General features: G+C 33.3%; 20 protein-coding genes. 5 read left to right on the plus strand and 15 right to left on the minus strand.

Annotated features, from left to right (window positions below; genetic code table 11):
- Window positions 1–4: 4 nt before the first annotated feature.
- The 3 genes from BM371_RS09625 (at window position 5) to BM371_RS09635 (ending at window position 5,763) form a co-directional block, all read left to right on the plus strand.
- Complete coding sequence (locus BM371_RS09625) at window positions 5–1,786, plus strand: alkaline phosphatase (protein WP_051882594.1); 1,782 nt, start codon at window positions 5–7, stop codon at window positions 1,784–1,786.
- 393 nt (window positions 1,787–2,179) lie between these two features.
- On the plus strand, window positions 2,180–3,682 hold the full coding sequence (locus BM371_RS09630; protein WP_034673803.1) for a carbon-nitrogen hydrolase family protein: 1,503 nt from the start codon (window positions 2,180–2,182) through the stop codon (window positions 3,680–3,682).
- Window positions 3,683–4,032: 350 nt separating this feature from the next.
- Window positions 4,033–5,763 (plus strand): metallophosphoesterase family protein, encoded by a 1,731-nt coding sequence (locus BM371_RS09635; RefSeq protein WP_228376704.1) that lies wholly within the window; start codon window positions 4,033–4,035, stop codon window positions 5,761–5,763.
- Here the strand turns inward: BM371_RS09635 and BM371_RS09640 are convergent, their stop codons facing one another.
- From BM371_RS09640 to BM371_RS09690, 11 genes are all read right to left on the minus strand, one after another.
- Window positions 5,764–6,300, minus strand: a complete 537-nt coding sequence (locus tag BM371_RS09640; protein WP_131430870.1) for a hypothetical protein — start codon at window positions 6,298–6,300, stop codon at window positions 5,764–5,766. It abuts the gene before it with no gap.
- A 57-nt stretch (window positions 6,301–6,357) separates the two neighbouring features.
- Window positions 6,358–6,681, minus strand: a complete 324-nt coding sequence (locus BM371_RS09645; RefSeq protein ID WP_034673809.1) for a hypothetical protein — start codon at window positions 6,679–6,681, stop codon at window positions 6,358–6,360.
- Window positions 6,682–6,734: 53 nt separating this feature from the next.
- Window positions 6,735–7,823, minus strand: a complete 1,089-nt coding sequence (locus BM371_RS09650; RefSeq protein WP_131430872.1) for a TlpA family protein disulfide reductase — start codon at window positions 7,821–7,823, stop codon at window positions 6,735–6,737.
- Window positions 7,824–7,874: 51 nt separating this feature from the next.
- The gene (locus tag BM371_RS09655; RefSeq protein ID WP_034673812.1) at window positions 7,875–8,528 is read right to left on the minus strand and encodes a tetratricopeptide repeat protein; all 654 of its coding nucleotides are present in this window, start codon (window positions 8,526–8,528) and stop codon (window positions 7,875–7,877) included.
- Window positions 8,529–8,617: 89 nt separating this feature from the next.
- The gene (locus BM371_RS09660) at window positions 8,618–8,914 is read right to left on the minus strand and encodes a DUF2695 domain-containing protein (RefSeq protein ID WP_034673813.1); all 297 of its coding nucleotides are present in this window, start codon (window positions 8,912–8,914) and stop codon (window positions 8,618–8,620) included.
- A gap of 5 nt (window positions 8,915–8,919) precedes the next feature.
- Window positions 8,920–9,636, minus strand: a complete 717-nt coding sequence (locus BM371_RS09665) for a hypothetical protein (RefSeq protein ID WP_034673814.1) — start codon at window positions 9,634–9,636, stop codon at window positions 8,920–8,922.
- Window positions 9,637–10,110: 474 nt separating this feature from the next.
- Window positions 10,111–10,530: a lysozyme inhibitor LprI family protein gene (locus BM371_RS09670; protein WP_034673816.1), complete on the minus strand. Its 420-nt coding sequence runs from the start codon at window positions 10,528–10,530 to the stop codon at window positions 10,111–10,113.
- Window positions 10,531–10,560: 30 nt separating this feature from the next.
- Window positions 10,561–10,896: a hypothetical protein gene (locus tag BM371_RS09675; protein ID WP_034673817.1), complete on the minus strand. Its 336-nt coding sequence runs from the start codon at window positions 10,894–10,896 to the stop codon at window positions 10,561–10,563.
- 200 nt (window positions 10,897–11,096) lie between these two features.
- Window positions 11,097–16,790, minus strand: a complete 5,694-nt coding sequence (locus BM371_RS09680) for a DUF3320 domain-containing protein (RefSeq protein WP_051882597.1) — start codon at window positions 16,788–16,790, stop codon at window positions 11,097–11,099.
- A gap of 306 nt (window positions 16,791–17,096) precedes the next feature.
- Window positions 17,097–17,636, minus strand: a complete 540-nt coding sequence (locus tag BM371_RS09685) for a DUF2199 domain-containing protein (RefSeq protein WP_034673818.1) — start codon at window positions 17,634–17,636, stop codon at window positions 17,097–17,099.
- A gap of 71 nt (window positions 17,637–17,707) precedes the next feature.
- The gene (locus tag BM371_RS09690; RefSeq protein ID WP_034673820.1) at window positions 17,708–18,154 is read right to left on the minus strand and encodes a PepSY-like domain-containing protein; all 447 of its coding nucleotides are present in this window, start codon (window positions 18,152–18,154) and stop codon (window positions 17,708–17,710) included.
- 318 nt (window positions 18,155–18,472) lie between these two features.
- Here BM371_RS09690 and BM371_RS09695 point away from each other — a divergent pair, with 318 nt between their 5' ends.
- Window positions 18,473–18,901, plus strand: coding sequence for a cupin domain-containing protein (locus tag BM371_RS09695; protein ID WP_034673824.1), 429 nt, complete (start codon window positions 18,473–18,475; stop codon window positions 18,899–18,901).
- A gap of 106 nt (window positions 18,902–19,007) precedes the next feature.
- Here the strand turns inward: BM371_RS09695 and BM371_RS09700 are convergent, their stop codons facing one another.
- The 4 genes from BM371_RS09700 to BM371_RS09715 all read right to left on the minus strand — a co-directional run bounded on the left by BM371_RS09700 (window position 19,008) and on the right by BM371_RS09715 (window position 22,703).
- Window positions 19,008–19,817: an HAEPLYID family protein gene (locus BM371_RS09700; RefSeq protein WP_034673826.1), complete on the minus strand. Its 810-nt coding sequence runs from the start codon at window positions 19,815–19,817 to the stop codon at window positions 19,008–19,010.
- A gap of 325 nt (window positions 19,818–20,142) precedes the next feature.
- The gene (locus BM371_RS09705; protein ID WP_034673828.1) at window positions 20,143–21,420 is read right to left on the minus strand and encodes a sensor histidine kinase; all 1,278 of its coding nucleotides are present in this window, start codon (window positions 21,418–21,420) and stop codon (window positions 20,143–20,145) included.
- A complete protein-coding gene (locus BM371_RS09710; RefSeq protein ID WP_034673830.1) occupies window positions 21,417–22,094 on the minus strand; it encodes a response regulator transcription factor in 678 nt (225 codons plus the stop codon). Before BM371_RS09710 ends, BM371_RS09705 begins: the two co-directional genes overlap by 4 nt.
- Window positions 22,095–22,214: 120 nt before the next feature.
- The gene (locus BM371_RS09715; RefSeq protein ID WP_034673832.1) at window positions 22,215–22,703 is read right to left on the minus strand and encodes a hypothetical protein; all 489 of its coding nucleotides are present in this window, start codon (window positions 22,701–22,703) and stop codon (window positions 22,215–22,217) included.
- Between the two features lie 134 nt (window positions 22,704–22,837).
- Between BM371_RS09715 and BM371_RS09720 the strand changes: the two genes are divergently transcribed.
- Window positions 22,838–24,016, plus strand: a complete 1,179-nt coding sequence (locus BM371_RS09720; RefSeq protein WP_034673833.1) for a DUF4861 family protein — start codon at window positions 22,838–22,840, stop codon at window positions 24,014–24,016.
- The last annotated feature ends 5 nt before the right edge of the window (window positions 24,017–24,021 follow it).

Consider the following 24,021-nt stretch of genomic DNA (forward strand, 5'->3'; position numbering starts at 1 on the left):
TCTTATGCATTTAAATTTTAAAAAAATCACAGGATTTATTATCTTGTTTTTTGCTGCGACAACTTTTGCACAAACAGCTAAAATTCATTCTCACAACGATTACGAACAGAAAGTTCCGTTTTGGTACGCTTTAGGTTCTGGTGCACATTCGATTGAAGCGGATGTTTTTCTTGAAAACAGCGAATTGTTTGTTGCCCATAATCAGAAAGATATTACCAAAGAAAGAACGTTTGAAAGTTTATACCTGAATCCGATTGATAAAGCTTTGTCTATGAATATGATAAAGCAGGAATCTTTACAGATCCTGATTGACATTAAAACTGATGCGAAAACAACTTTAGCTCAGATTGTAAAGATCATTCAGAAATATCCTCAAATTACGGCTCAGAAGAAAGTGAAATTTGTGATTTCGGGAAATCAGCCACACCCGGAAGAGTATAATTCTTATCCTGATTTTATTTTATTTGATTATCAGAAACTGGACGATTTAACGGCAGCTCAATTGGAAAAAGTGGCTTTATTAAGTTTAAATTTCAAACAATATTCAGTCTGGAATGGAAAAGGCGGTTTAACGGAAGACGATTTGCCTAAAGTGACCGAAGTGATTAAAAAAGCGAAATCATTCGGAAAGCCTTTCAGATTCTGGGCAATTCCCGACGGAAAAACATCGTGGGAATTTTTTGCACACAATGGAGTCGATTTTATTAATACGGATCACCCGAAAGAATGTGTGGAATATGTTGAAAATTTAAAGCATAGAACATTTACCAATGCCGTTTTCTCTGAAGTATATCAGCCTAAATTTTCTTATCTGAAGAAAAATGTTCCTGTAAAAAATGTTATTCTGTTAATCGGCGACGGAAACGGACTTTCGCAGATTTCTTCATCAGTTTTGGCAAATAAAGGTCAGTTAACTTTAACACAGTTAAAAAATATTGGTTTGATAAAAACAACTGCCGCAGATAATTTTACAACCGATTCTGCAGCCGGAGCAACTGCTTTTGCAACCGGAAAGAAAACCAAAAACAGATTCATCGGAGTTGATGCCGAAGGAAAGAAAATACCAAACTTAACAGAAATTCTTTCTGAAAAAGGCTTCAACACAGGAGTTATTACAACCGACGAAATTGTAGGCGCAACACCATCTGCATTTTATGCCCATCAAAAAGACCGTGGAATGGAAAAAGAAATTGCAGAAGATTTACTGACGAGCAAACTCACCTTTTTTGCATCAGGAGGAAAATCTAAAATTTCACCCAAACATCAGTTTTCAATAGCTAATCAGCCGGAAGAGATTGGGGGAAATAAAGCTGATAAATTGGCTTATTTTATGTCTGATAATGGTGTTCCGCAAGTTTTAAAAGGAAGAGGCAACTTGTTGTCTAATGTTGTAGAAAATGGATTGACTTTCCTGAAAAATAAAAAGAAACCGTTTTTTATGATGATTGAAGCAGCACAAATCGACAGTGGCGGCCACAGTAATAATGTGGGAACTATCGTGACAGAAGGAATTGATTTCGACAGAGCGATTACAAAAGCCATTCAGTTTGCAGACCATAATCCTGGAACTTTAGTTGTGATTACAGCAGACCACGAAACGGGTGGTTTCAGCATTCCGCATGGAGATATGAAAACGAGTACCATCGAAGGTGATTTTACGACTGATGACCATTCAGCGACTCTGATTCCTGTTTTTTCATACGGCTCCGGCTCGGAAAATTTTACGGGAGTGTATGAAAACAATGAGATTTTTCACAAAATTTTAAAAGCTTTAAAGTTTAAATAAAAACATTATTTTACGTATTAGATTTGATTTTTAAAGCAGTTTCTGGGAAGGGCTGCTTTTTTTTTGTTCTCCCACAGATGGCACGGATTTTCACAGATGATGGAGAATATTTAATGTCAAAAATAATTGACTGATTATAGCATGGAAATAATTAATGCCACGAATTCACGAATTTTTAAGCATAAAATCTATGCTAATCTGTGTAATCTTTTGGAAATGATTTTTTCGTGGTTTGGAAAACTTATCAATAGGAGCGGACTTTTAGTCCGCTATAAAATATAAATATTTCTGTAGGCTTTAGCCAAAACTTATTGAGAACAATAAATAATGTTATTCAGTAAAATCGGCAAAATCTTTTTGAATTAATGTGTAACTTTAGTAAAAATATAGACTATGCAGATAGAAACACGTACCCTGAAAGTGGATGATTACGATGAATTGGTAGAAACCATGCGCCGAGCGTATCCTCAAATGTCAGAATACGTTTGGTCAAAAAAAAGCATCGCCAAACTGAATAAAATTTTTGAAGCCGGACAGATCTGTATCACCGTAGACGGAAAAATTGCTGCAGTTGCACTTTCCATTATAGTTAATTATGAAGAATTCGGGGATGATCATACGTATAGCGATATTACGGGGAATTACACTTTCAATACGCATATTTCCACAGGAAATGTCTTATACGGAATCGAAGTTTTTGTTGACCCTGAATATCGAGAATTACGTTTGGGGAGGAGATTATATGATGCACGGAAAGAACTTTGTGAATTATTGAATCTTAAATCAATTATATTAGGAGGAAGAATTCCGCATTATCATAAATACAGCCATGAAATGTCGGCAAGAGAATATATTCGAAAAGTAAGGGATAAAGAAATGTATGATCCTGTACTTTCGTTTCAGCTTTCTAATAATTTTTTGCCTATAAAAGTTCTCAAAAAATACCTTCCGGAAGATGAAGCATCAAGAGAAAATGCCGTTTTGATGCAATGGAATAATATTTATTACAGCAAAAAACCAAACACGATGCAGGACAGCGTCATTCGTTTAGGTTTGGTACAGTGGCAGATGAGGCAGTTTAAAGATATTCATGCTTTTTATGAGCAGGTAGAATTTTTTGTGAATGTGATGGGAGATTACAAATCCGATTTTGTGCTGTTCCCGGAATTGTTCAACACACCACTATTGGCTCCGTTCAACAATCTTTCAGAGCGCGACAGTATGATTGAGCTGGCAAAAATTACCGAAGAAATTAAAGCTAAAATTTCCGAACTGGCGATCAGCTATAATGTCAATATCATCTCTGGAAGCATGCCGATTTTTGAAAATAATGATTTGTACAATGTGAGTTATCTTCTGCATCGTGACGGAAGAATTGATGAATACCGAAAAATTCACATCACGCCGAATGAGAGAAAATATTACGGAATGAAAGGCGGAAACGAAATCCGGGTTTTCGATACCGACTGCGGCAAAATAGGTTTGGTAATTTGCTACGATGTTGAATTTCCTGAATTGCCGAGAATTCTTGCCGATCAGGGGATGAAAATTTTGTTTGTACCTTATCTGACGGATACCCAAAATGCGTATATGAGAGTTCGTCACTGTGCTGCAGCAAGAGCAATTGAAAATGAATGTTATGTTGCCATTGCAGGTTGTGTCGGGAATTTGCCGGGTGTGAATAATATGGATATTCAGTTCGGACAAGCTGCAGTTTTCACGCCCTCAGATTTTGCTTTTCCGTCGAATGCAGTAAAGGGAGAAGCGACTCCGAACACAGAAATGACGTTGATTGTGGATGTTGATTTGAATTTATTAAAAGACCTTCATTACAATGGTTCGGTTCAGATTCTGAAAGATCGGAGAACGGATTTGTATGAAACTTATTTGAAATAAATCTTTTTTGCTCTCGCTGATTTTGCAGATAACGCAGATTTATTAAAAAAAATAAAAATATTTTTAAAGCACTTCCTGTTGAAGGTGCTTTTTTGTTGTCTTTGCTGAGTGAAACGCCTTAGCGAACAAAAAATATTTATTATAATTGTGAAAAACCTTAGCGAACTTTGCGTTAAAAAACTCAATCTTTAAAGAAAAAATTAAATCAAACTTAAAATACAATCCACATTTAGTTTAAACTAAAAATCTATCTTTCAAAATTAAAATTTTCAATTTTGAATCGATCATTTTCTATTTTATTTTTCATTCTTTTTTTCTCCTCGTTTAATCTAAAAAGCCAGCAAAAACCCGTGAAAATTGCTTTTCTTGCAGACGTACATTTTCAGGATTTGTATGGGGAATTTTCAGATTCAGATTTTAAAGGAATTGAAAACCCGAAAACAGGTAAGAAAACCATTCTCCGAACAATGGATTCTCAATTGCATTCGACAAGAATTTTTAATGAAAATTATTTCGCTTTTCTCGCTGCTTTGGATGATATTGCCAAAAGAAATATCAAGATTGTTGCACTTCCCGGAGATTATACGGATGACGGACAAGCCTATAATTTGCGAGGTTTAAGGAAAATTTTAGATGAATATCAGAAAAAATATCAGATGAGGTTTTTCACCACGACAGGGAATCATGATCCGGTGAATCCGTTTTTGAAACAGGGTGGGAAATCTGATTTTATGGATGAAAATGGTGGCGAAATTTTAATGATCAGTGACGAAAAATTTATTAAAAATAAAGATCAAAAGGCTGTAGTTACCAAAGATATTGCGATGTCGGGTTATCTCGAAATTTTAAACAGCATGAAAGATTTTGGTTTTAATCCATCCAAAAAAGATTTGTTTTGGCAAACTCCTTTCAGTACATATTCTTATGAAGAATTTAATTTTAAAAATGCTTTAAAAGATTCGGAATTTTCCAACAGGATGTATGAAGTGAGTCCCGGTTTTTCTGTTCCTGATTTTTCTTACGTGGTCGAACCAGCCGAAGGAATTTGGCTTATGGCCATCGATGGAAATACGTATATTCCAAAAAATAATAATGGAAATCCGAAAGATGAAAATAATTTTAACGGTGCTTCTATTGGTTATAATAATGTTTTAACGAACAAAAAACATCTTTTTTCATGGGTTGAAAAAGTAGTGAGTGAAGCTAAGAAGCACAATAAAACCTTGATTGCTTTTACCCATTATCCGATTCTGGATTTTAATGATGATGCCAATTCTGAAATCCAGAAACTTTTAGGAAAAGATAAATGGCAAATGGACAGAGTTCCAAAAGATGAGGTTGCAGAGTTGTTTGCAAAAGCAGGCTTGAAATTGCATTTTGCAGGTCATATGCACATCAACGATACCGGAATTAAAAAGTTTGAAAACGACAAAATGTTGGTCAATATTCAGGTTCCTTCTTTAGCAGCATATATTCCGGGATATAAAATTTTAACCGTGAATTCTCAGGATGAGTTTGAGGTGGAAACGGTTTCCATTAAAAAAGTTCCAAGATTTACGGAATTGTTTCCGTTGTACGAAAAGGAATTTGAAAATTTGAAAAATAAAAATTCAAATAATACTTGGAATCATGACATTTTAAAAACAAAAAACTATCAGGATTTCACGTTATTTCATCTGAAAGAATTGGTAAGGCTTCGATTTATTCCATCCGACTGGCCAAAAGATTTTATTGAAAAAGCTTCTCAACTTTCAGGTAAAGATTTGCTTGAATTAAGTTCAGAAAATCAGGATTTTTCAGAAAAAGCAAAAAGAAATTTTGCCAAATGGAAGTTTGAAGAGGTACTTTTAAATCTTTACCAATTTCAGTCTGCGGATGAACTGGCAAAAAAAGATATTCCGAAAAAAAGACTTACTCAATATAAAGTTTTAGAACAGAATTTTGAAAATTTGAAAACACAAGATCAATTTTTAAATCAGCTTAAAACTTTCTTCAAAATTTTAGAAAAGCTTTCTTCAGGAGATGCTTCAGATCATTTTAGAATTGATTTTAAGAAAGGAGAAATAGTGAAAATAAATTGATTATTTTTTGAATTTAATAGTTCTGATTGCATTCAGTAATTCTTTTTGATTTTTGAAATTCAGATTTTGACCATAGAGAGTAAATTTAATTTTTCCTAAAGATGATGCTCCTAAACTATCAAAATATACTCCAGTAATTCCTTCGCCTGATCGTTTTGGGCTTACAATTTTAGCATTATAACCTGATATTTTTTCATAATGTTTTTTGTTGATTTTAAAATCTTCTTGATTTACTTTGCTCAAATCTGAAACAATTACCATCTTTGAAGTATCGGTTTCTGGATGTTCTTTTATTATTTCTTTTAAAAATTTTCTTTCAAAAATGACAATATCTTCTTCTAAAGAATTTGAGTAAGGTCCATAATCGAAACTCACAGTATCATTATTTTCTGTTATAAATCCTCCAACATCACTATCAACTCCTTGTAATTTTAGTTTTTTCCATTCTCCTTCAACTTCGATGTCGAAATTATTGAAACTTAAATTCTGTGTTTTCTTCTGTGAGCAATTTACCAAAAGAGTTAATAGAAGAAGCATGAATACATATTTCATTCTTAAAACTTACTGAGTCTAAATTTTATTTTATTACCGATATTAAGCAATTTCTCTTGAACTATAGTTTTTTCTACAAACCAAACAGTATAAATCTTCACGCCAAACACGATTCACTTTGTAGTTCAATATTCTGTCGATTCCCTGGACGATTGTAATTCCTTTTGCTAGAGACTCTTCTGTTTCCGTCTTTACTTTGGAATTCGATTTTAGAGTTTCCAAATCTTTCAAATTTTGTTCTAAAAGGGCTTTATCTTTTAGCGAAACAGAATCTGAAGTGATTTGCGTTTCGTTAATGTCTTGTTTATTTTGCGCCGAAAACAAAGCAAAACTGAAAATAAAAAGAAGAATAAAATATAATTTCATGGGTTAAAAAGTGTATCCCAATTTAGTGAAAATTTAAATACAATTTTAATTTTTTACTTGCCCGTTAAACTTTTCAAAAACGGTAACATCTGAGATGAACCGTCTAAAGCTTCTGCAATCGTCCCATTTTCATCAATTAAATAAAGGATAGGATAACCGTTAATGCCAAATTCTTTCTCAAGGTCTTTTTTATCTGCAATGACAGGGAATTTTGCATCTTTGTTTACATAATATTTTATTACATCTGTCTTAGAATCAGATCCGAAAATATGGATGAGTTCAATTTGTGGATTTAATTTAAAACCTGAACTCAGAATGTAATCAGAAATTATTTTTGAGTATCCGCAACGGGTAGATGAAAAAAGCAGAAGTTTTTTCTTTTCATTTTTAGGCTGAAAAGAAAAATTTTTTCCATACATATCAACTGCGTTGAATGATAAAGCAATAGTGTTTTTTCTCAATGGCTGCAATGAATCTTGCCTTTCGTAATACTTTAAAGCATAATCTTTCGGCAGAATAACTTTGAAATTGGTGGTTTTATCTGAGAAAATATAATTGGTAAACAAATAAGTAACTGTATGTCCCAATGTCCCGTCAACAAAACTTTTCCTCTCGAATTTTGAAATCGTAAAATTTTCCGAAATATAAATATGAAACTCAATTTTCATTTCTTTGCCTTCGTGATGACTTATGCTTTCTATATTTGAGTAATGACTGTGAATTTTCCCATCGATTTGGGTATCGTCAATATAGCTCCATTTCTTTTTCAAGAGTGTTGTAGGACCAAACTGTCTGAGTCGTGATGAAGAAATCGCTACCTTTTGATGGTCTGTAGTTTCGTATTCGTAAATGGTTTTTTCAGAATGATTTACCTCGTAATACGAATTGTTCTTGTAAAATTCTTCTGAAGTTTCATTTTTGCTGTAAAATTCAAAATCTCTGTTTTGAGGCTTGTAAATCGTGTAAAATATGTTGAAAACAGATATTGCGTTCGTTTCTGGATTGGGATAATAAGCCGTTGTTTTGTAGCTGATTACATTTGCTTTGAAATATTTTCGTTTTGCTTTTTCTAGATCGGGAACTTGGGCAGAAAGTTGGGTGATGCTCAATAGCAATAAGATAATACTTAAAATATTTTTCATTTTATTACAGACCGCATTATTAATCATCATTTATCCTTCCCACTATTTAAATCATTTATTCTCTAAAATTTTTTTGAACTCTGGATTGATTGAAGAAGGTTCCAGCTTTTCAGCTTCTTTCAAATACTTTTTTGCTTCCTTAATGTTGTTTAGATAAAAATATGATGTTGAAAGCATCGAATAAAGTTTTCCGTTTTTAGGATTTAACTTCAAACCTGTTTCTAAATCTCTTATCGCAATTTTTAGAAAATTAGAATTTTTCTCAGTTAAAAATATTTGTGAATAAGCCAAAGCACTTGAAACGTAAAAATCTGAATTTGATGGGTTCAATTTTTTGGCAGTGTCAAAATATTTTACAGCTTTTTTGGGATTTCCTTTCATAGCCGTTATGTTTCCAAACCCCCAATAGATTTCGTAGGATTGAGGACTTAATAGCCAAGCCTGATTAAAACGTTTCATTGCTGTATCTAAATCATTTTCATAAAAGTATTTCCAACCAGATTTCACTCTGTCTTCCATCGCTTTTTGTCGGTTAGGAAATAGTTGATCCATCTCAGCTAAGAATTCTTTATCGCTTTCTATTTGTTCCTTGCACTTTTTAACTCCGCCATACATTGGTAAAATGTTTATTTTTTCAGGACAATTTTGGCTATAAAGTAATTTGAATATAAGGAATAAAATGAGGGTAAAATATTTTATTTTCATGATTTTAAAATTTAAGATTTAACTCCGATTCATTGATTGAGTTTTTATCTTTAGGTTTCATTGAGTAAGATTAATAATTTCTACAATTATTACTCGAATTTTTCTTCTACATTGTAAAGCACTTCACAATCGCAGAATCCACCGTTTTCCTTTAACCAGTTTTCGACTTCTTCGATGTTTTCTATATGATTAGTTTCTAAAAATTGCTTCGTCAGTTTCAGGCTGTCATCACAGCCATGCTCTTCAAGTTTTTCATCCAGAAAATCAAACAATTTCTGAAAAATCTCACGGGAAACCGGAAGACTTTTTTCAAACTCTATCTGAGCTTTTTCCTGTAATTCTTTTTGAATCTGTCTGCGTTTTGCTCTCTCGTTCTCGTCTGGCATTTTGTTTAAAGATCTTTAAATGTTGTAGATAATCTATAATTGGTAAGTCTGTTTAAATAAATTGCCTTAATTGGAATCGCAAAATTATTTTCAATCTTATAAAATTTTGGTGGATAATACATTTTTATAACATCAGGATTCAGTTGTGAAACATCATACTTCTCATCGCTGAAGGTTTTATCAAAACCTGTCATGCCTTTAATTGTTTCAGGACTTTCGTTTCCGCTGAATTTCGGATAACTGTAATAATTTCCTTTTCTGTTTCTGTACACTTGATCGTACTGATATTTCTGATGAAAATAATGACTTCCATCTTTACTTTTTGATAAATAGAGAATAACGGAATCTTTTTCTGCAAATCCCGGAGTTCCATAATGATCATAGGCAATAAATTCTATAGTGTCACTGTCAAGATAGTTAAACATTTTTCTTAAAACTTGATATTTGCATTTGAAAGCTCCGTCCATGATATCGCGTTTTGAAATTACTTTTACTGAATCTCCTGTTTCTTCATCTACTTCATATCGAAAAGTTTTGTTTAAATCATTATTTTCATTAGGATCAAATTCGGTAATCGATATTTTCTTTCCTACAAAAGCGTAAAGATTAACCGACTTACTTGCTCCACCATGCATAATATTTTTTGAAGAATTGATATATGCTGATTTACACGCTGTAAAAATTATTAAAATGAGAACCGATAAAAATATTTTACTATTCATTATACAGCTTATTTTTTCAAATATGACAAAATTTTCTCAGTTATATAATTCCTTTCCTCTGTATTTGCATCATTATCCATATCACTATGATTAATATCCGTAAAATCTACGGTCATTCCAAATTTTCTTTGCTCTTCATTCGTCAGCAAAACCCCTTCATCGACAGGATAATCTTTGTGCTGTCTGCTTTTCCGAAACAGTTTCGAATTCTTGAAGTGAAAAAAATCTGCCGAGTTTTCCGTTAAAGCGCATTTTATTTACATCAAAAACCTCAATTTCCATACTTTTTTGCTGAGGATTGATCTGAGTTTCGGTAATATTTTCTTTATTAATCTTTTTTGATCTGATCTCATTTAATATAGTTGCAGAATCTTTTTGCCGAGGTTTTTATCGCAAGATTGTAATACGATGATAAAGATTACCAAAGCTAATTTACATAGAATAAAAAAAGTCTTCTGCTTTATTTTTTTCATGTTAATAATCTAAATTTTCATAATACATCTTTAATTTAAGCGCCCTGTTCTTTACAATATCTTTTTTCTGGTTTTCTGCAACAATATTCCACATCGTTCCTTCTTTCAATTCAAAATAAAACTTAGAAATGAAAGCAAATTCTTTATCTCTGTACATCATCCATTGTTTCTGGGATTCTTTCAGACTTTCAAAAGCTGATTTTGGTAGTTTACTTTTTAAAAGATTATAATATTTGTTGAGCTCTTGATCCCAGGATTCCTTTGCTTTTATGGTACAGTTTCGCATTTCAGCAGTTGATATATCTTTTTTGTTAAGACATTTTGATTCTGTGAGATCTATCAAATTTTCCTGCTGAGCTTTGCTCTGCGAAAAAATATAAATTGAGAGGAAAAGTAAAATTAATGTAATTAAGTTTTTCATGGTGTTCTTCTGTCAAAATTTAATGAAAAATTATTCAAGAACAGGTTTATTCATGAAAGGAAATTGATTCGAATAAATAACTTTTATGCTATCCCCAATTTTATATTTTTTATTATAGCTCGGGTTCTGATACGTTTTACCATTCAAATTAAATTCGTAATAATAAGAATAAAACTCAAACATATGAGAACCTCTTCCGCCTTCCTTCTTATCAATTATTTTAGCATTTATATGCTTAGTATCTATATAGTCAATTATATTTCTGTAAATAAGAGTATTTCGGTTAAGATATAGGATAAGACCAAATATTAACAGAAGAAAACCGATTCTCTGAAATTTATTGGGTTTTTGTTTATTTTTCAACATTTTAAGATATATTTTCTAATTGCCTGCAATATGCTATAATTAAATGCGGTCTTCTGTAATCCTTAATATTTTTAACCACTAAGTACACTAAGGGATTTACAAAGTACACAACTATTTGTGTTCCTTGTGTGATCATTAGTGCTCTTTGTGGTTAAAAACCAATTAAAATAAATAAACAGATATTCCATGTAGTTTAATAATTATGCTAAAACAATCCTTTCATCGACTTCCTTCAACAAACCTTTCCCAACCAATTCCTCCACACAAAATTTCACTACCGCCTCAATCTGCGAACCCACTTTCGTAAACCCAAATGTTTTGCAAACCGTACGGATCAATTCCTCTTTATTCAAACTCAAGCTCAAATGCATGATTTCCATAATCGCTACCGAAATTTCTTCAGGCGCAATCTCATCAATCAGCCTTTTTTCTTCAGAATTATCACGATAAAAATCGAGATTTTGAGGCTGTGAATTTTCGCTCCAGTAAAATTTCTGATAACTTTCTATGGTTTGAATATTCGGGATGGAATTCAATGTTTCCAAAAGATACGTATTTAGTTTTCCGCCGGCTCTCGACGCGTTCCAAAGCTTGAGAATCTTCCTGAACAAAGCATTCTGGCTGATCGGAGATTCCGTATCAATGATTGTTTTAATCTGATTTAAAAGAACCTGTTTATTTTCAAAAGAATAAATCGTTTCCGAATTGGCATTTATTTCAGGTGTTAATTCTGCGGCAACGTAAGGAATCATTTTCGTCGGTTTTTCTACCTCCGAAACTTCACTCAAAAAAGATTTTTCCTGCGTGTAAATTTCCTTAATTTCTTCAGCTTTTTCTTTTACCTGAGTTTTTATTTTTTCAATTTCAGTCTGAATTTCTGTGACAGTTTTTTCTTTATTTTTAATCCAATCCAATGTCCAGATTCTGAAAACATTCCAGCCCAAACCTTTCAAAACATTCGGAACAAGCAGTTCTCGATCATTGGTTGTATTGATGTTGAAATAATTTTCACTGTCAATCAAAATTGCCAACAAATATTCACTTTCATTTTCAGGATTAATAATTCCGATGTCAATTTTATATTCCGAACTTCCGATGTTGGTTTTAATTTTTAAACCGTTTTCTTCCAGTGTTTTCGCAATCGAATTAATCATCAGTTTCTGCTGATTCATATTGGAATTTGCACTTTGATAAACCAAACCTTTTTCAGAGAAATTCAAAAAGTTTTTTAATCCCAAAACACCTTCCGAACTCGTTCTGTTCATGTCAATTTGATCACCTTTTAACGAAGAAAAAACTTTCATTTCGTATCGGGCTCTTGTTACAGCTACGTTTAATCTTCTCCAACCTCCGTCACGATTGAGCGGACCGAAATTCATCGAAACTTTTCCGTCTTCGTCGGGTCCGTAACCAATTGAAAACAGAATAATGTCGCGTTCGTCACCCTGTACATTTTCAAGATTTTTAATGAAAATAGGTTCTTCAGAATTAATCATAAACTCTTCCAAATGCGGATTATCCTGAAATAATTTCTGTAATAAGTCTTCAATCAAACTTTGTTGGGTCTGGCTGAAAGTCACCACACCAATCGACTTTTTGTCTTTTCTTTCAAGATGATTTTTGATGTATTTAATAATCGCTTCCGCTTCATTTTTGTTGGTTCTCGTCTTTCCTTTGTCATAAAATCCGTCAATAAATTCAAAGGTTACCTTCCTGTTCAAATCGTCTGGAGAAGGGAATGTTAGTAATTTATTATCGTAAAAATGAGCGTTCGAAAAAGAAATTAAACTTTCATGCTTGCTTCGGTAATGTCTCAGCAAATAATTTGACGGAATTGAAAGGGCAAGACAGTCATCCAGAATACTTTCTAAATCTTCCAGTTCAAAATTTTCTTCATCCACTTTTTGGGAAGCAAAAAAACTTGTCGGTGGCATCTGTTTCGGATCGCCCACAATAATCGCCTGTTTTGCTCTCGCCAAAGCACTCACTGCTTCAGAAGTCGGTAACTGCGATGCTTCATCGAAAATTACCAAATCAAAATGCTCTTCATTCACATCAAAATACTGCGCCACCGAAATCGGACTCATCAACATACAAGGTTTCAATATCGGAATCAAAGTCGGAATCTGGTCAAATAATTTTCTGATGGATAAACCTCGACCTTTATTTCGAATCGCTTTCTGCAAAATCCCGATTTCTGAGCTTTGAACGGCTTCCTGAGAAAAATTCGGAATGCGGTCGCTGAGCTTCATCGTCAGCTGATTTTTTGCCAGCTCGGTAAATTCTTTGTGCAAATTTTTATACTGCTGAATCTGAGATTCGTAAATATTGGCATCAAAACCGTTTAACGTTGTTGAACCGTAAATCGTTTTGATAAATAAGTTGAGATGGATGATTTTTTCAAATTCCAATTCGATAGATTCGGTATCGAGCCAGCCTTTTTCAAGGAAATCGATGAACCAGTGTAAGTTTAAATCCTGAGCTTTTTCTTTTAAACTGTTAAAATTAATCCAGTCTTCCAGCTGATGAATATTCTGTACAACGGTTTGTAAATCTGCGTTGTTTGGAACTTCATGCACAAATTCCAAAAGGTTATTTTCTGCATTGTCAAAATCTTTCAATGTTTCAACAGTTACAGAAATCTGCTGATTATTATTCTGTTTTAATGAAAAATCTTTCAGCCAATCCGGGAAATTTTGAATCGAAATTTTCTGAGCTAAATCTTTAGTGTTTTCAATAGTTTTTAAATCCTTTTCAATTGCAGAAATATCAAACGAATTCCCATTAAAATAAAGGTTTGTTACTGATGAAAGTGAGTTGTAATGAAGATTGTTTAACTGATTTTTAAGCTGATGATAATTTTCAAGCTTTTCAAAAAGTCCGTCAATCTGCACATCAGATTCAATTCCCGATTTCGCATAACCGTTCAGTTGTTGCTTCACTTTTCTCTGTTTAAACCATTTCGGTATAAACCACGTGTGTTTCGCCTGATTCCAGATTAATTTTAATGAAGCAAAATCTAGAGTTAAAATGGAAGAATTGAAACTCGCCGTAATTTGATTTTCAATTTCTTGAAATTGTGTTTGCTGACTCATCCAGTTTTTAAACAAATTCAACTGACCTTCGTTAAAAACCAAATCAATTAAAGTCGATTTTACAGGATTTTCGTTTAAATATTCAAGAATTTCAATGCTGTTTGAATTGGAAACATGATTTAACTGATACTGATTTTTCACCTGTTCAGCTAAATTTTTCTTTTCATTAAACTGAGAAATTGCTGAAAGGATCAGATTTTTATTTTCAAACTGATGCATTGAAGTTTTTATAGGCCGTAAAGCGTGAAGGGAAGGCTGCCCGATTTTTTTCACAATCGATGCAAATGGAATCAACCAGTCTTTCCACTGATTCCAATTGAATACATCGGCACTTTCCAAAGGAAAATTGATGTGAAAACGTTCATCTGCTTTTACATGATTGGTTTCCAAAAAAGCAATTGTATCAAACAAACTCCAACCGATCGGGAATTTCTGGTGCAGTTCATTCACATATTTTCCGAGCTCTTTTCTTCGTTCGTCGAGGCGTTTTGCTTCTTCGTGATAATCGGCATTGATTTTATATTTCGGAACTTCCAAAGTTCTTTCAAACTGTTTTAGAACATCCGATTTTTTAGACTTATTGGAATGTAATTCTAAGCAAAATGCACCCAAACCAATATTTTCCAGACGGTGGTGAACCACATCCAAAGCGGCTTTTTTGGCGGCTACGAAAAGTACTTTCTTATCATTAGACAAAGCATCGGCGATGATGTTGGTGATGGTCTGCGATTTCCCGGTTCCGGGAGGTCCGTGAAGGATAAAACTTTTGTTGAGATTGGCATTTTTTACGGCATTTAGCTGAGAATTATCGGTTGAAATCGGCAAAACCAATTCTGAAGCCGAGATATTTTCTAAACTTTGAGCGTCATTTTGTACACTTTCTAAAGTTCCGGTTAATCGTCCGTCAATGAGACTTTTTACAATCGACGATTTCTGAATTTCTTCTGAATATTTCGAAATATCCTGCCAAAGAATAAGTTTATTAAACGAGAAAATTCCCAACACCAACTGTTCCAGAACGTCCCAGCCTTCGAGATTAAGCACTGCATTTCGGATAATTGCCAAAACTTTCGGAACATCAACGCCGGATTCATCCATCGGAAGATTTTCAAGACTGTTGATATTGAGTTTGAATTCCTGTTTTAAATATTCAAGCAGTGTAATGTTGATCATCGTTTCTTCTTCACGACTTCGAAGTGTGAATTTAGAATTGACAGATTTTCTCGAAAGTTCAACCGGAACCAATAAAATGGGAGCGAGTCTAGGAACATCTTTATTTTTTGGCTCAAACCATCTTAAAAGTCCGATTCCCAAATACAATGTGCTTTTTCCGTTTTCTTCTTCGGCTAATTTTGCACTTCGGTAAAGGTTGGTAAGAATGTTATCCAGATCATCCTGATGATAATACGTCAACAATCGGTTGTATTTAAACTCATCTTCCGCCAACTTGAAAAGCGGTTGCGATGAATGTAATGGTTCGCCGTACAGATTATATTTTCTGAGAATCGCCTGATTATTGTCGGGAAGAATTGTAAAAGATTTTCCGTCGGCTAAATGATCTTCAAGAACATTTGTTTTAATATCAACCAGCTGCAACATACTTTCGGTAAACCGCAGATTGAGCAAATTGTTTCTGAGTGATAAATCCAATAGTTTTCTTTCCCAGACTTTTTGCTTGGTTAAATTTGAAAAATCAGTCAGTTCGAGATCGTCGTATTGCGTTCCCAAATCGAAATCCTGATCCAGTTCTGTGGAATTTTTTATAGAATCAAAATTCTGATTTTTAATAGTGTCATTTTTCAGAAGTGGGAGAGGAGAAATTCCCGCTGATCTTGCATTTTTGATGTCTAATGAAAGAAGAAAACGTGAAGAATCCATCAACTGAGTTTCTGCAGAATTCATCGCATCTTTGAATGAAATTTGGTTTCCTTTGCAAAGACTTGTCGATTCAATAAGAGCAATTTCCTTAATTCCTGAAGCAATTCTTTTGGAAATGGCGGCTTGGTCAAAATTAATCATTCCGTCAAACCGTTGATCATCGAGCCAGACTCCCACAAAAGCATGACCTTCAGTAACCACAATAATTGGATTTAAATCAATCGCTTCCAAACACGCCGCAAAAAGCAGAGAAATATCAATACAGTTTCCGAATTTTGTTTCTAAAACAGTATCCACAAGCCTGATTTTCTGTCCGTATTTTTCAAAACTTGGAGGCATTGCGCTGTAGATCAATTCCAGGTTTTGAATGGATTTGTAAATTGCGGAAACCATCTGCAAAACTCTTTCCTTGCTTTTTTGCTGATAGCCTTCAAACGATGCCGTCAGTTTATTTCTGGCTAAAATATCAATCGCATCCGCTTTGATTTTGTACAAAGAAGTGTTGTTTGAAAGAACATATGAAGCCAAAAGTGGCGGATGAGACTGCAATCCGCCAAAATAATCTATTGGCAAAACGTCGATGCTGAAACTTTTCTCATAAATCGATTCTCCGTTCTTAAAAACCTGAATTTTTATCTGATCTAAATCTTTCTCGGTTAAATTTTTAAGCAAAGAATGATTAAAAACAAAACTGAAAAGGGATATTTTATATAGAGAATTCTGTCTGATTTTATCAATGTAAACATCGTATTTTTCGAACAAACCTAATGAAGAAGTAATCTGAAGATTCAGATTTTCAAAATCTTCGGTCACCTCTTTAAAAGAAATGCTCTGCAAAAACGGAAGCTGATTAAGGCAAAAAGTATAGTTGAAATAAGGGCTGTGCTGTATTTGTAAGTCAAACGGAATAATCTGATTCATAAGTGTATTTTGTGATGATCACTCTCTTTCTTGTGAGAAAATGCAATTTAGAAATAAAAGTGATAATCACAAAATGGTTTGGCGTAAAGGAGGAAATTAGATTATAGAAAAAGATAAATTGGATATCCGTTATTTGTCAAACTGGGATTTTAACCACGAAGAGCACTAAAGATTTCACAAGGAACACAATAGTTGTGAGCTTTGTGAAATCTTTAGTGCACGTTGTGGTTAAAAATAATCATAATTACAGCAAACAGCATTTAAAAATAGCATATTGCAGACAATCAGAAAAGATAATTATAAAGTTTAATTATGATGAATTTTCAAAATATTCTGAACAATACTTTTTGCTTTTTCTAAACTAATTCCATTCTTTTGATCGCTGTAAAGCTGATGACTGTCATCAATAACTTGAACATTTGGAATAATTCCGGGTTTATTTTCTATAGAAACCGTATGTAAATTTAAAGTGTTTTGATACCCGAAAATTTCGTTTTGTAGATACCCAAAATATGGTTCTAAATGTATTCTTTCTTCATCATTCCAATTTTCATTTCTTTTAATGAAATTTTCTTCACTAATTGTAACCCAGATATCAAAATTCAAATTTTCTGAATAATCTAAAACAGGAATTGCGAGCCTAACCCGATGGAAAAAATGATCATCGATTATACATAGACTTTTTTCATATTCTACACGTTCGCTTATTTCATTCTCAGGAATTGTAAAATAGTATGAAGGAAATTCACTGCCAAAAGTTAGTGGTATTTCGTCATAAATCTGACCGCAGCAAAGACACTGAAACTTTGTTTCCTTGTTTTTATTTAAGAATTGAAAAAGCTTCATGAAAAAATCTGAGTAAAAAATTAATACACTAGCAAATATACAAAGTTCTTCAATCTCAAGTGAAAAACATCTTAATCTTCCTTTTTCTGTAAAATTCTTCCCTGAGCGTCAAAAATTACTTTCCATTCCTGAGAATAATTTTTTAGCTCAATTTGATAGATTACTTTTCCGGCTTCTGTAATTTTTTTGATGTCATCGGTTCTGTAACCGTTAAATGATTTTTTAATAGAGGCTAAAACCGTTTTTGGAAGATTATTTTTTGAGATTTCTTCTTCATGTCTTACCAGTTTCCCATCTTTCGAATACAAAACTTTGTGATCATCGCCTAAAAACCCGGTTTCAAATTCCACTTCATAAAGATTTCCTTTGATTTCCCATTCGATATCTGAAGCTTTCGAGAAGGTTTTTTGAAAGTGATTTAAAATCACTGACGGAACTTCACTCTGATGAATATTCTGTGCTGAAATCTGGTTGAAACTTAAACTTAAAATGCTGATTGTTAATATTAAATTTTTCATAATGTAAATATTTATACAGCTAATTTCCGACACAATTCTGGAAACATTTGGGAACAAACTTTAAAATAAATTTTTAAAATTTTAAGACCATTAAGATTAAGTAAGTTTTGAAGTTTAATTAAGAAAAATAAATTTCTTAAGAATTTGTTTCTCGCTGATTAAACAGATTTAGCAGATTTTAGAATCCGTTTTATCTGCAAAACCTTTGCGAGTTTAAATTTTATCTCTGATAAAATCATTGCGCCTTAAAGTTTGAAGTGATAAAGAAAAATCTTGCGTCATTGCGTTTAACCAATTTTTTTCATATCATTACATACTATGGAAATACTAAAATATATAACAGCAATATCAATGTGCATTTTGTTTCAACAAACGATAAATGCACAGAAAAGCAAAGAACCAATTAATTATACCATCGAAAACTGTGTCAACGAATTTGATTTAACAAAAGCAAAAAAGACCAATGTTGGCTATCAATATTGGTTTGGCGATAAAAATTTTACTGAAGAAAATACCTTAAAAATGAGCATTGTCGAGCCGGGAAAATCAACGCACGCTCCTCATCGTCATCCGGAAGAAGAATTTTTTTACATTCTGGAAGGAAAAGCGACCTTTTATCTTGATGGGAAAACGAAAGTAGTAGGTTCGAATACGAGTCTGTATTGTCCGCCGAATTCTGAACATGGCATCAGTAATGCGGGAACAACGGATTTGAAATATTTGGTGATTAAGAAGGATTTGAGATAATTCGATTGAATGTAAAGATTCGACTCCCGCAGATTAAACAGATTGTGCAGATCAATAATTGAAAAAATCAGCGTGATCAGCGAGAGATAAAAAAACTCAATAAATATTAAGGCTCATACACCAATCTAAAGAAAGAAGAAATACCTTCATCCTGATGTGAAAGCGGAATTCCAGTAACGATGCCTACAGCAAAATGAGAATCCAGTTTAATTTTAGCCTGTGGACGAAGCGTGACTAACATTTTCCCGTGACTGATTTCCTTGTTAACTTCCATTCCGATAAAATGACCTGAATTGGGTAAAGAATACATCACTGAGCTATTGATTTCCCAATCTACAGGAGTTCCGCTTTCGCCAAATTCATGCTGAATTTTTGGATAGGTATAAACCAATGTATGAATATTTGAACCCCACTTTTTTGCTGCCACAAAAAACGGACTGTACACCAAACCTGTAATGAATTTTCCTTTTCCGTAATTTTTAAAATCATTGAATTCTACTACTTGTGTATAGCCAATTGCCATCGAAGTTTTAGCCTTTTCTGAAACGAAAAATGTGTATTGTGCCGAAAATCTGATTCCATCCAAACGGTTTCCAGGGATTTGCTCTTTAGAAGAACCTTTTTTTGGACTGAAAAACGAAAAATCTGTTTCTACCTCAAGACCTAATCTATTGATAGGAGCGAATTCGTATTCTGCTAAAAATCCGTTTTCTCTGTAATTTTTTCCGCCTGAAAAATCGGCTCCCAAATTGAATTCTTTTTCACCTTTTCTGGCTCCGAGATCTCTCACCAAATCCTGAAAAATGGGTTCAGCATGAGAAACTTTTACAGGGTTTGACTGGGTTTGAGCCACTGCTGAAAAATTTCCTAAAAAGGTAATAATTCCTGCTAATAAGATTCGTTTCGTTGTTTTCATACTGCAAATCAACAGTACGAATCGGGAAAATTTTTGGAAGAAATCTGGAAAGAAACGGGAATTTTCTTTAAAGTAAAAAGTAAAAGTAAAAAGTAAAAAGTAAAAAGTAAAAAGTAAAAAGTAAAAAGTAAGTTTTTGATAAACTCAAAACTGAGTTACAGATTAAAAAAAATTTATCTGCGTAATTTGAAAAATCTGCGAGAAAAATCTTAAACAAGTTGCTCCAAAAGAATAATATCTGTGTAGAAAGACATTATTAAAAAAGTTTCGCTTCGGAGGAGCGCTATCTTTAAAGGTTTTCAAATTAAAAAATAATTAATGATCATTAAAAATTCACTGAAAATTTGTGCATTCCGTTTTTAAAATCATACCAAACCGAAAAATCATATAATTCTGCAATCGCTTTTACAATCGCCAATCCTAAACCGCTTCCTGATTGATGTTCTTCAGATTTTTGAAATCGCGTGAAAATTTTCTCTTGATTTAAAGATTTTTCAGCTCCAGTATTGAGAACGCTCAATTTTTTTGAATCAACGATAATCTCCACTTTTCCGGATTTTATATTATGAAAAATCGCATTTCGCAACAGATTGGAGATCACAATATTCATTAATGCAGTATCGGCATTTACTGAAAGCTCATTATTTTCGGTGAAATGAATTTCAACTTGTTTAAAATCTGCAATATCTTGTAAATCGTCTATGTTTTTTCGGACAATATCATTCACTTTAACTTCCTGGTTGTCAAAAAACTGTTTATTTTCAATTTTAGTGAGAAGAAGAAGAGATTTATTAAGACGAACCAACCGTTCAATAATTTCCATGATCTCGGCAATTTTTTCGGCTTGATTTTCTGTGAAATCTTCTTTTTCAATTAATAATTCCAATTTATTGATAGCAATTGCTAAAGGTGTCTGAAGTTCATGGGAAGCATTTCCAATAAACTCCTTTTGCTGTTCGTAGCTTTTCTCGCTGTATTGTAGAAGAGTTGTTACCGCATCCTGTAAATCGCTGAATTCTTTAGTTTTGGTTTCCACTTTAGGGAAAGTTTTGCTGATTCCCAAACGGTAATTTTTCAATTCGTGCAGAAGTTCGTAAAATGGTTTCCAAAGTCTCTGTAATACCAAATTATTTAGAATCAAAATACTGAAAATCAGAAGAACGTACAATCCTGCTGCATCCCAAAGAAGTTCTTTAACTAGGTCATCTTCCTCGACCATATTATTGAAAATTTTCAATTCATAAAAATTTCCATTCTGCTCAAAAACGGTAGTAAGAATTCTTACCGGTTCAAGCTCAGGAGCTTCGTCGTCGGCATCCTGAGCATAAATTTCAGTGTCTTCGTACGTATCTTTAAAATTGAGTGCTTCTTTTTTGCTGATGGGATTCACAGAGAAAAATCCTTCATCAAAAGTCTTCTGTTGGAGAATTGATGGGTCTTTTTCAGCCTTAAAAACAATCTGACGTTTGTAATTTTCCAGTTCTTCATCTACACTATCCTTGATTTCATCGAGCATATTAAAATAAAAAATGACTGACCAAAAACTGACGATCAGTAAAAGGTAGCCCATCAGATGAAGGATAGATTTGTTGAGCAGCTTCATTTTTCAATTAATTTATAGCCGATTCCGTAGACCGCCTCTATTTCTATGTCAGCGTTGGATTGCTGAAGTTTTTTTCTTAAGTTTTTGATCTGATAATAGATGAAATCAAAATTATCTGCCTGATCAATGTGGTCGCCCCAAACGTGTTCTGCCAAAGCGGTTTTTGTGACCAGTCTTTTTTTGTTGAGGAGAAAAAAATGAAGAATGTCAAACTCTTTCCGGTTCAGCGTGATTTTTTCTCCATCGACGAAAAAGATTCTTTCGGTTAAGTCCAGTTCAGTATTGGCCAGTTCAATGCTGTTTTTACCATCCTGATTTTTTCTTCGTAAAACCGCTTTTATTCTAGCGTTAAGTTCGGCATTATGAAAGGGTTTCGTTAAATAATCGTCGGCTCCGAGTTCCAATCCTGTTAGTTTATCATCCAGAGAATCTTTTGCGGAAATAATGATAACATTTTCCGATTTTCCCATGTCTTTTAATTGTTGGAGAAGTTGCAGACCATTTCCGCCGGGGAGCATGATATCCAGTAAAATACAGTCGTACGAATACACCGCAATTTTTTCGCTGGCTGACTGATAGTTTTCTGCAGTTTCGATAAGAAACTGCTCCTGAATCAGAGAATCATGAATTGATTTTAAAAGTTCTTTTTCGTCTTCTACAACAAGGATCTTCATACAACAAAGGTAGAAAATGATTCTGGAAAGAGTTGGGAATTTAAAAACACCACTATTATACTGTTAAATTTTAGTTTGTAATATAATAGTAAAAATCATCATTTATATTTACAAAATTCATCATCTTTGGATATTATTGATTTTCTCTAAAAAAAACCTAATCTCTTCATATTTCTGCGTTCCAATCAATAATTTTTTACTGTCTTTAAAGACGAGCTGAAGTCCGATATTTCCTGAAATGTTGTACGCTTTTCCTTTTCCAAATAATCCGATTCTTAATCCCCAACCTCCATATTCGCCGATTGGAGAATATTCTCTAATGTACGCTTTCTGAATAGTTTTCCATGGAAAATATTTAAACTGTAAATGAAACGGAAAAAGTCGCACTCTGATTCCAAGTTCGTCGATTTTTGTTTCAAGTTTAATGATGAAAAATAAAATAAATACAATTGCTGTCACAGCAAATGAAGCAATCAACTCACCAGAGGAAAAATACTGTTTATTTTCAATGTAATTATAAACGGTAAATCCGATGGCGAAAATGATAATCAGCCAAAGCCACCATTGTCTGAATCTTTGTTTTTCATAGAATACAGAGCTCTCTTTCATAGGAATAATTTTAGATAAAATTAAATAATTTCTCCGAGTTGGTTCGTTATTTTTCTTTTAAGAAAGATTTAAGGTTTAAAAATGAAATTATAAGAAGAATATTTTTACTTTTGAGAAAATAACATTTCATGTTTATGAATAAAATGTCAATAGCAGGATTAAGTTGTGCAATCGTTTGCATTAGTGCGAGTTTTTTGAATGCACAGACTTCAATTCAGGTGAAAAATACTCAGGATTTTGCAAGAAATGAGATTGTTTCTCTTTCAAAAGTGCAGCTGAAATCGTTTTTGGGAAAAAATAAAGCGGAAGATTTAAGAATTAAAGATGCTCAAAATAATAACCTTGTCATTCAGTGGGTCGATAATGACGGCGACGGAAAAAATGATGAACTTCTTTTTCAGGCAAAAGTAGATGCAAAAAAGACCAATTCTTACACCATCATTGCTGATTCAAATACACCAATTCCTGAAAGTAAATTAACAACATATTCAAGGCTTGTTCCGGAAAGAGTAGATGATTACACCTGGGAAAATGATAAAATTGCGTTCAGAGTGTATGGTCCAAAAGGTCAGGCTGAAGCTTTAGCCGGAGTGAAAGGTAGTACACTTTCGAGTGGTATCGATATTTGGTTTAAAAGAACCGAAAAATCGGTCATTAATGAATGGTACAAAGGGTATTTGACTGATCCGATGTATTATCACAAAGACACGAGAGGCGAAGGTTACGATCCTTATCACGTTGGAGATAGCCGTGGAACAGGGGGGATCGGAATCTGGAAAGACGAAAAACTGCAGGTTTCTAAAAATTTTACAAGCTCTAAAACGATGGCTGAAGGTCCGTTAAGAACTGTTTTTGAACTGACGTATGCACCGTGGAGTGAATTTGGAGTGAAAGAAACCAAAAGAATTTCTCTTGATTTGGGTTCGAATTTTTCTAAGTTTGAATCGACTTTTGAAGCTGAAAAGCCAGTTCCCAATTATACGGTCGGAATTACTTTACATAAAAATGAAGGCGAAACCAAGCTGAATGATAAAGGCGGATATTATCTGCATTGGGAAAAAATTGATGATGCATTTGTAGGAGAAGGAATTGTAATCGATCCAAAAATTGTGCAGAAATCTGTTGCCCATAAATCTGAAACTCCCGACCAAAGTAATTTGCTGGTTGTTACGAAACCTCAGAAAAAACTGACCTATTACGCAGGTTTTGCATGGCAGAAAAGCGGACAGATTCAAACTCAGAAAGATTGGGAGAACATCTTGGAGAAACAGGCAAAAATTGTTGCCAATCCTTTACTCATTATCGTTAAATAAGTTTT

Source organism: Chryseobacterium formosense (genome assembly GCF_900116415.1).
Taxonomy (GTDB): domain Bacteria; phylum Bacteroidota; class Bacteroidia; order Flavobacteriales; family Weeksellaceae; genus Chryseobacterium; species Chryseobacterium formosense.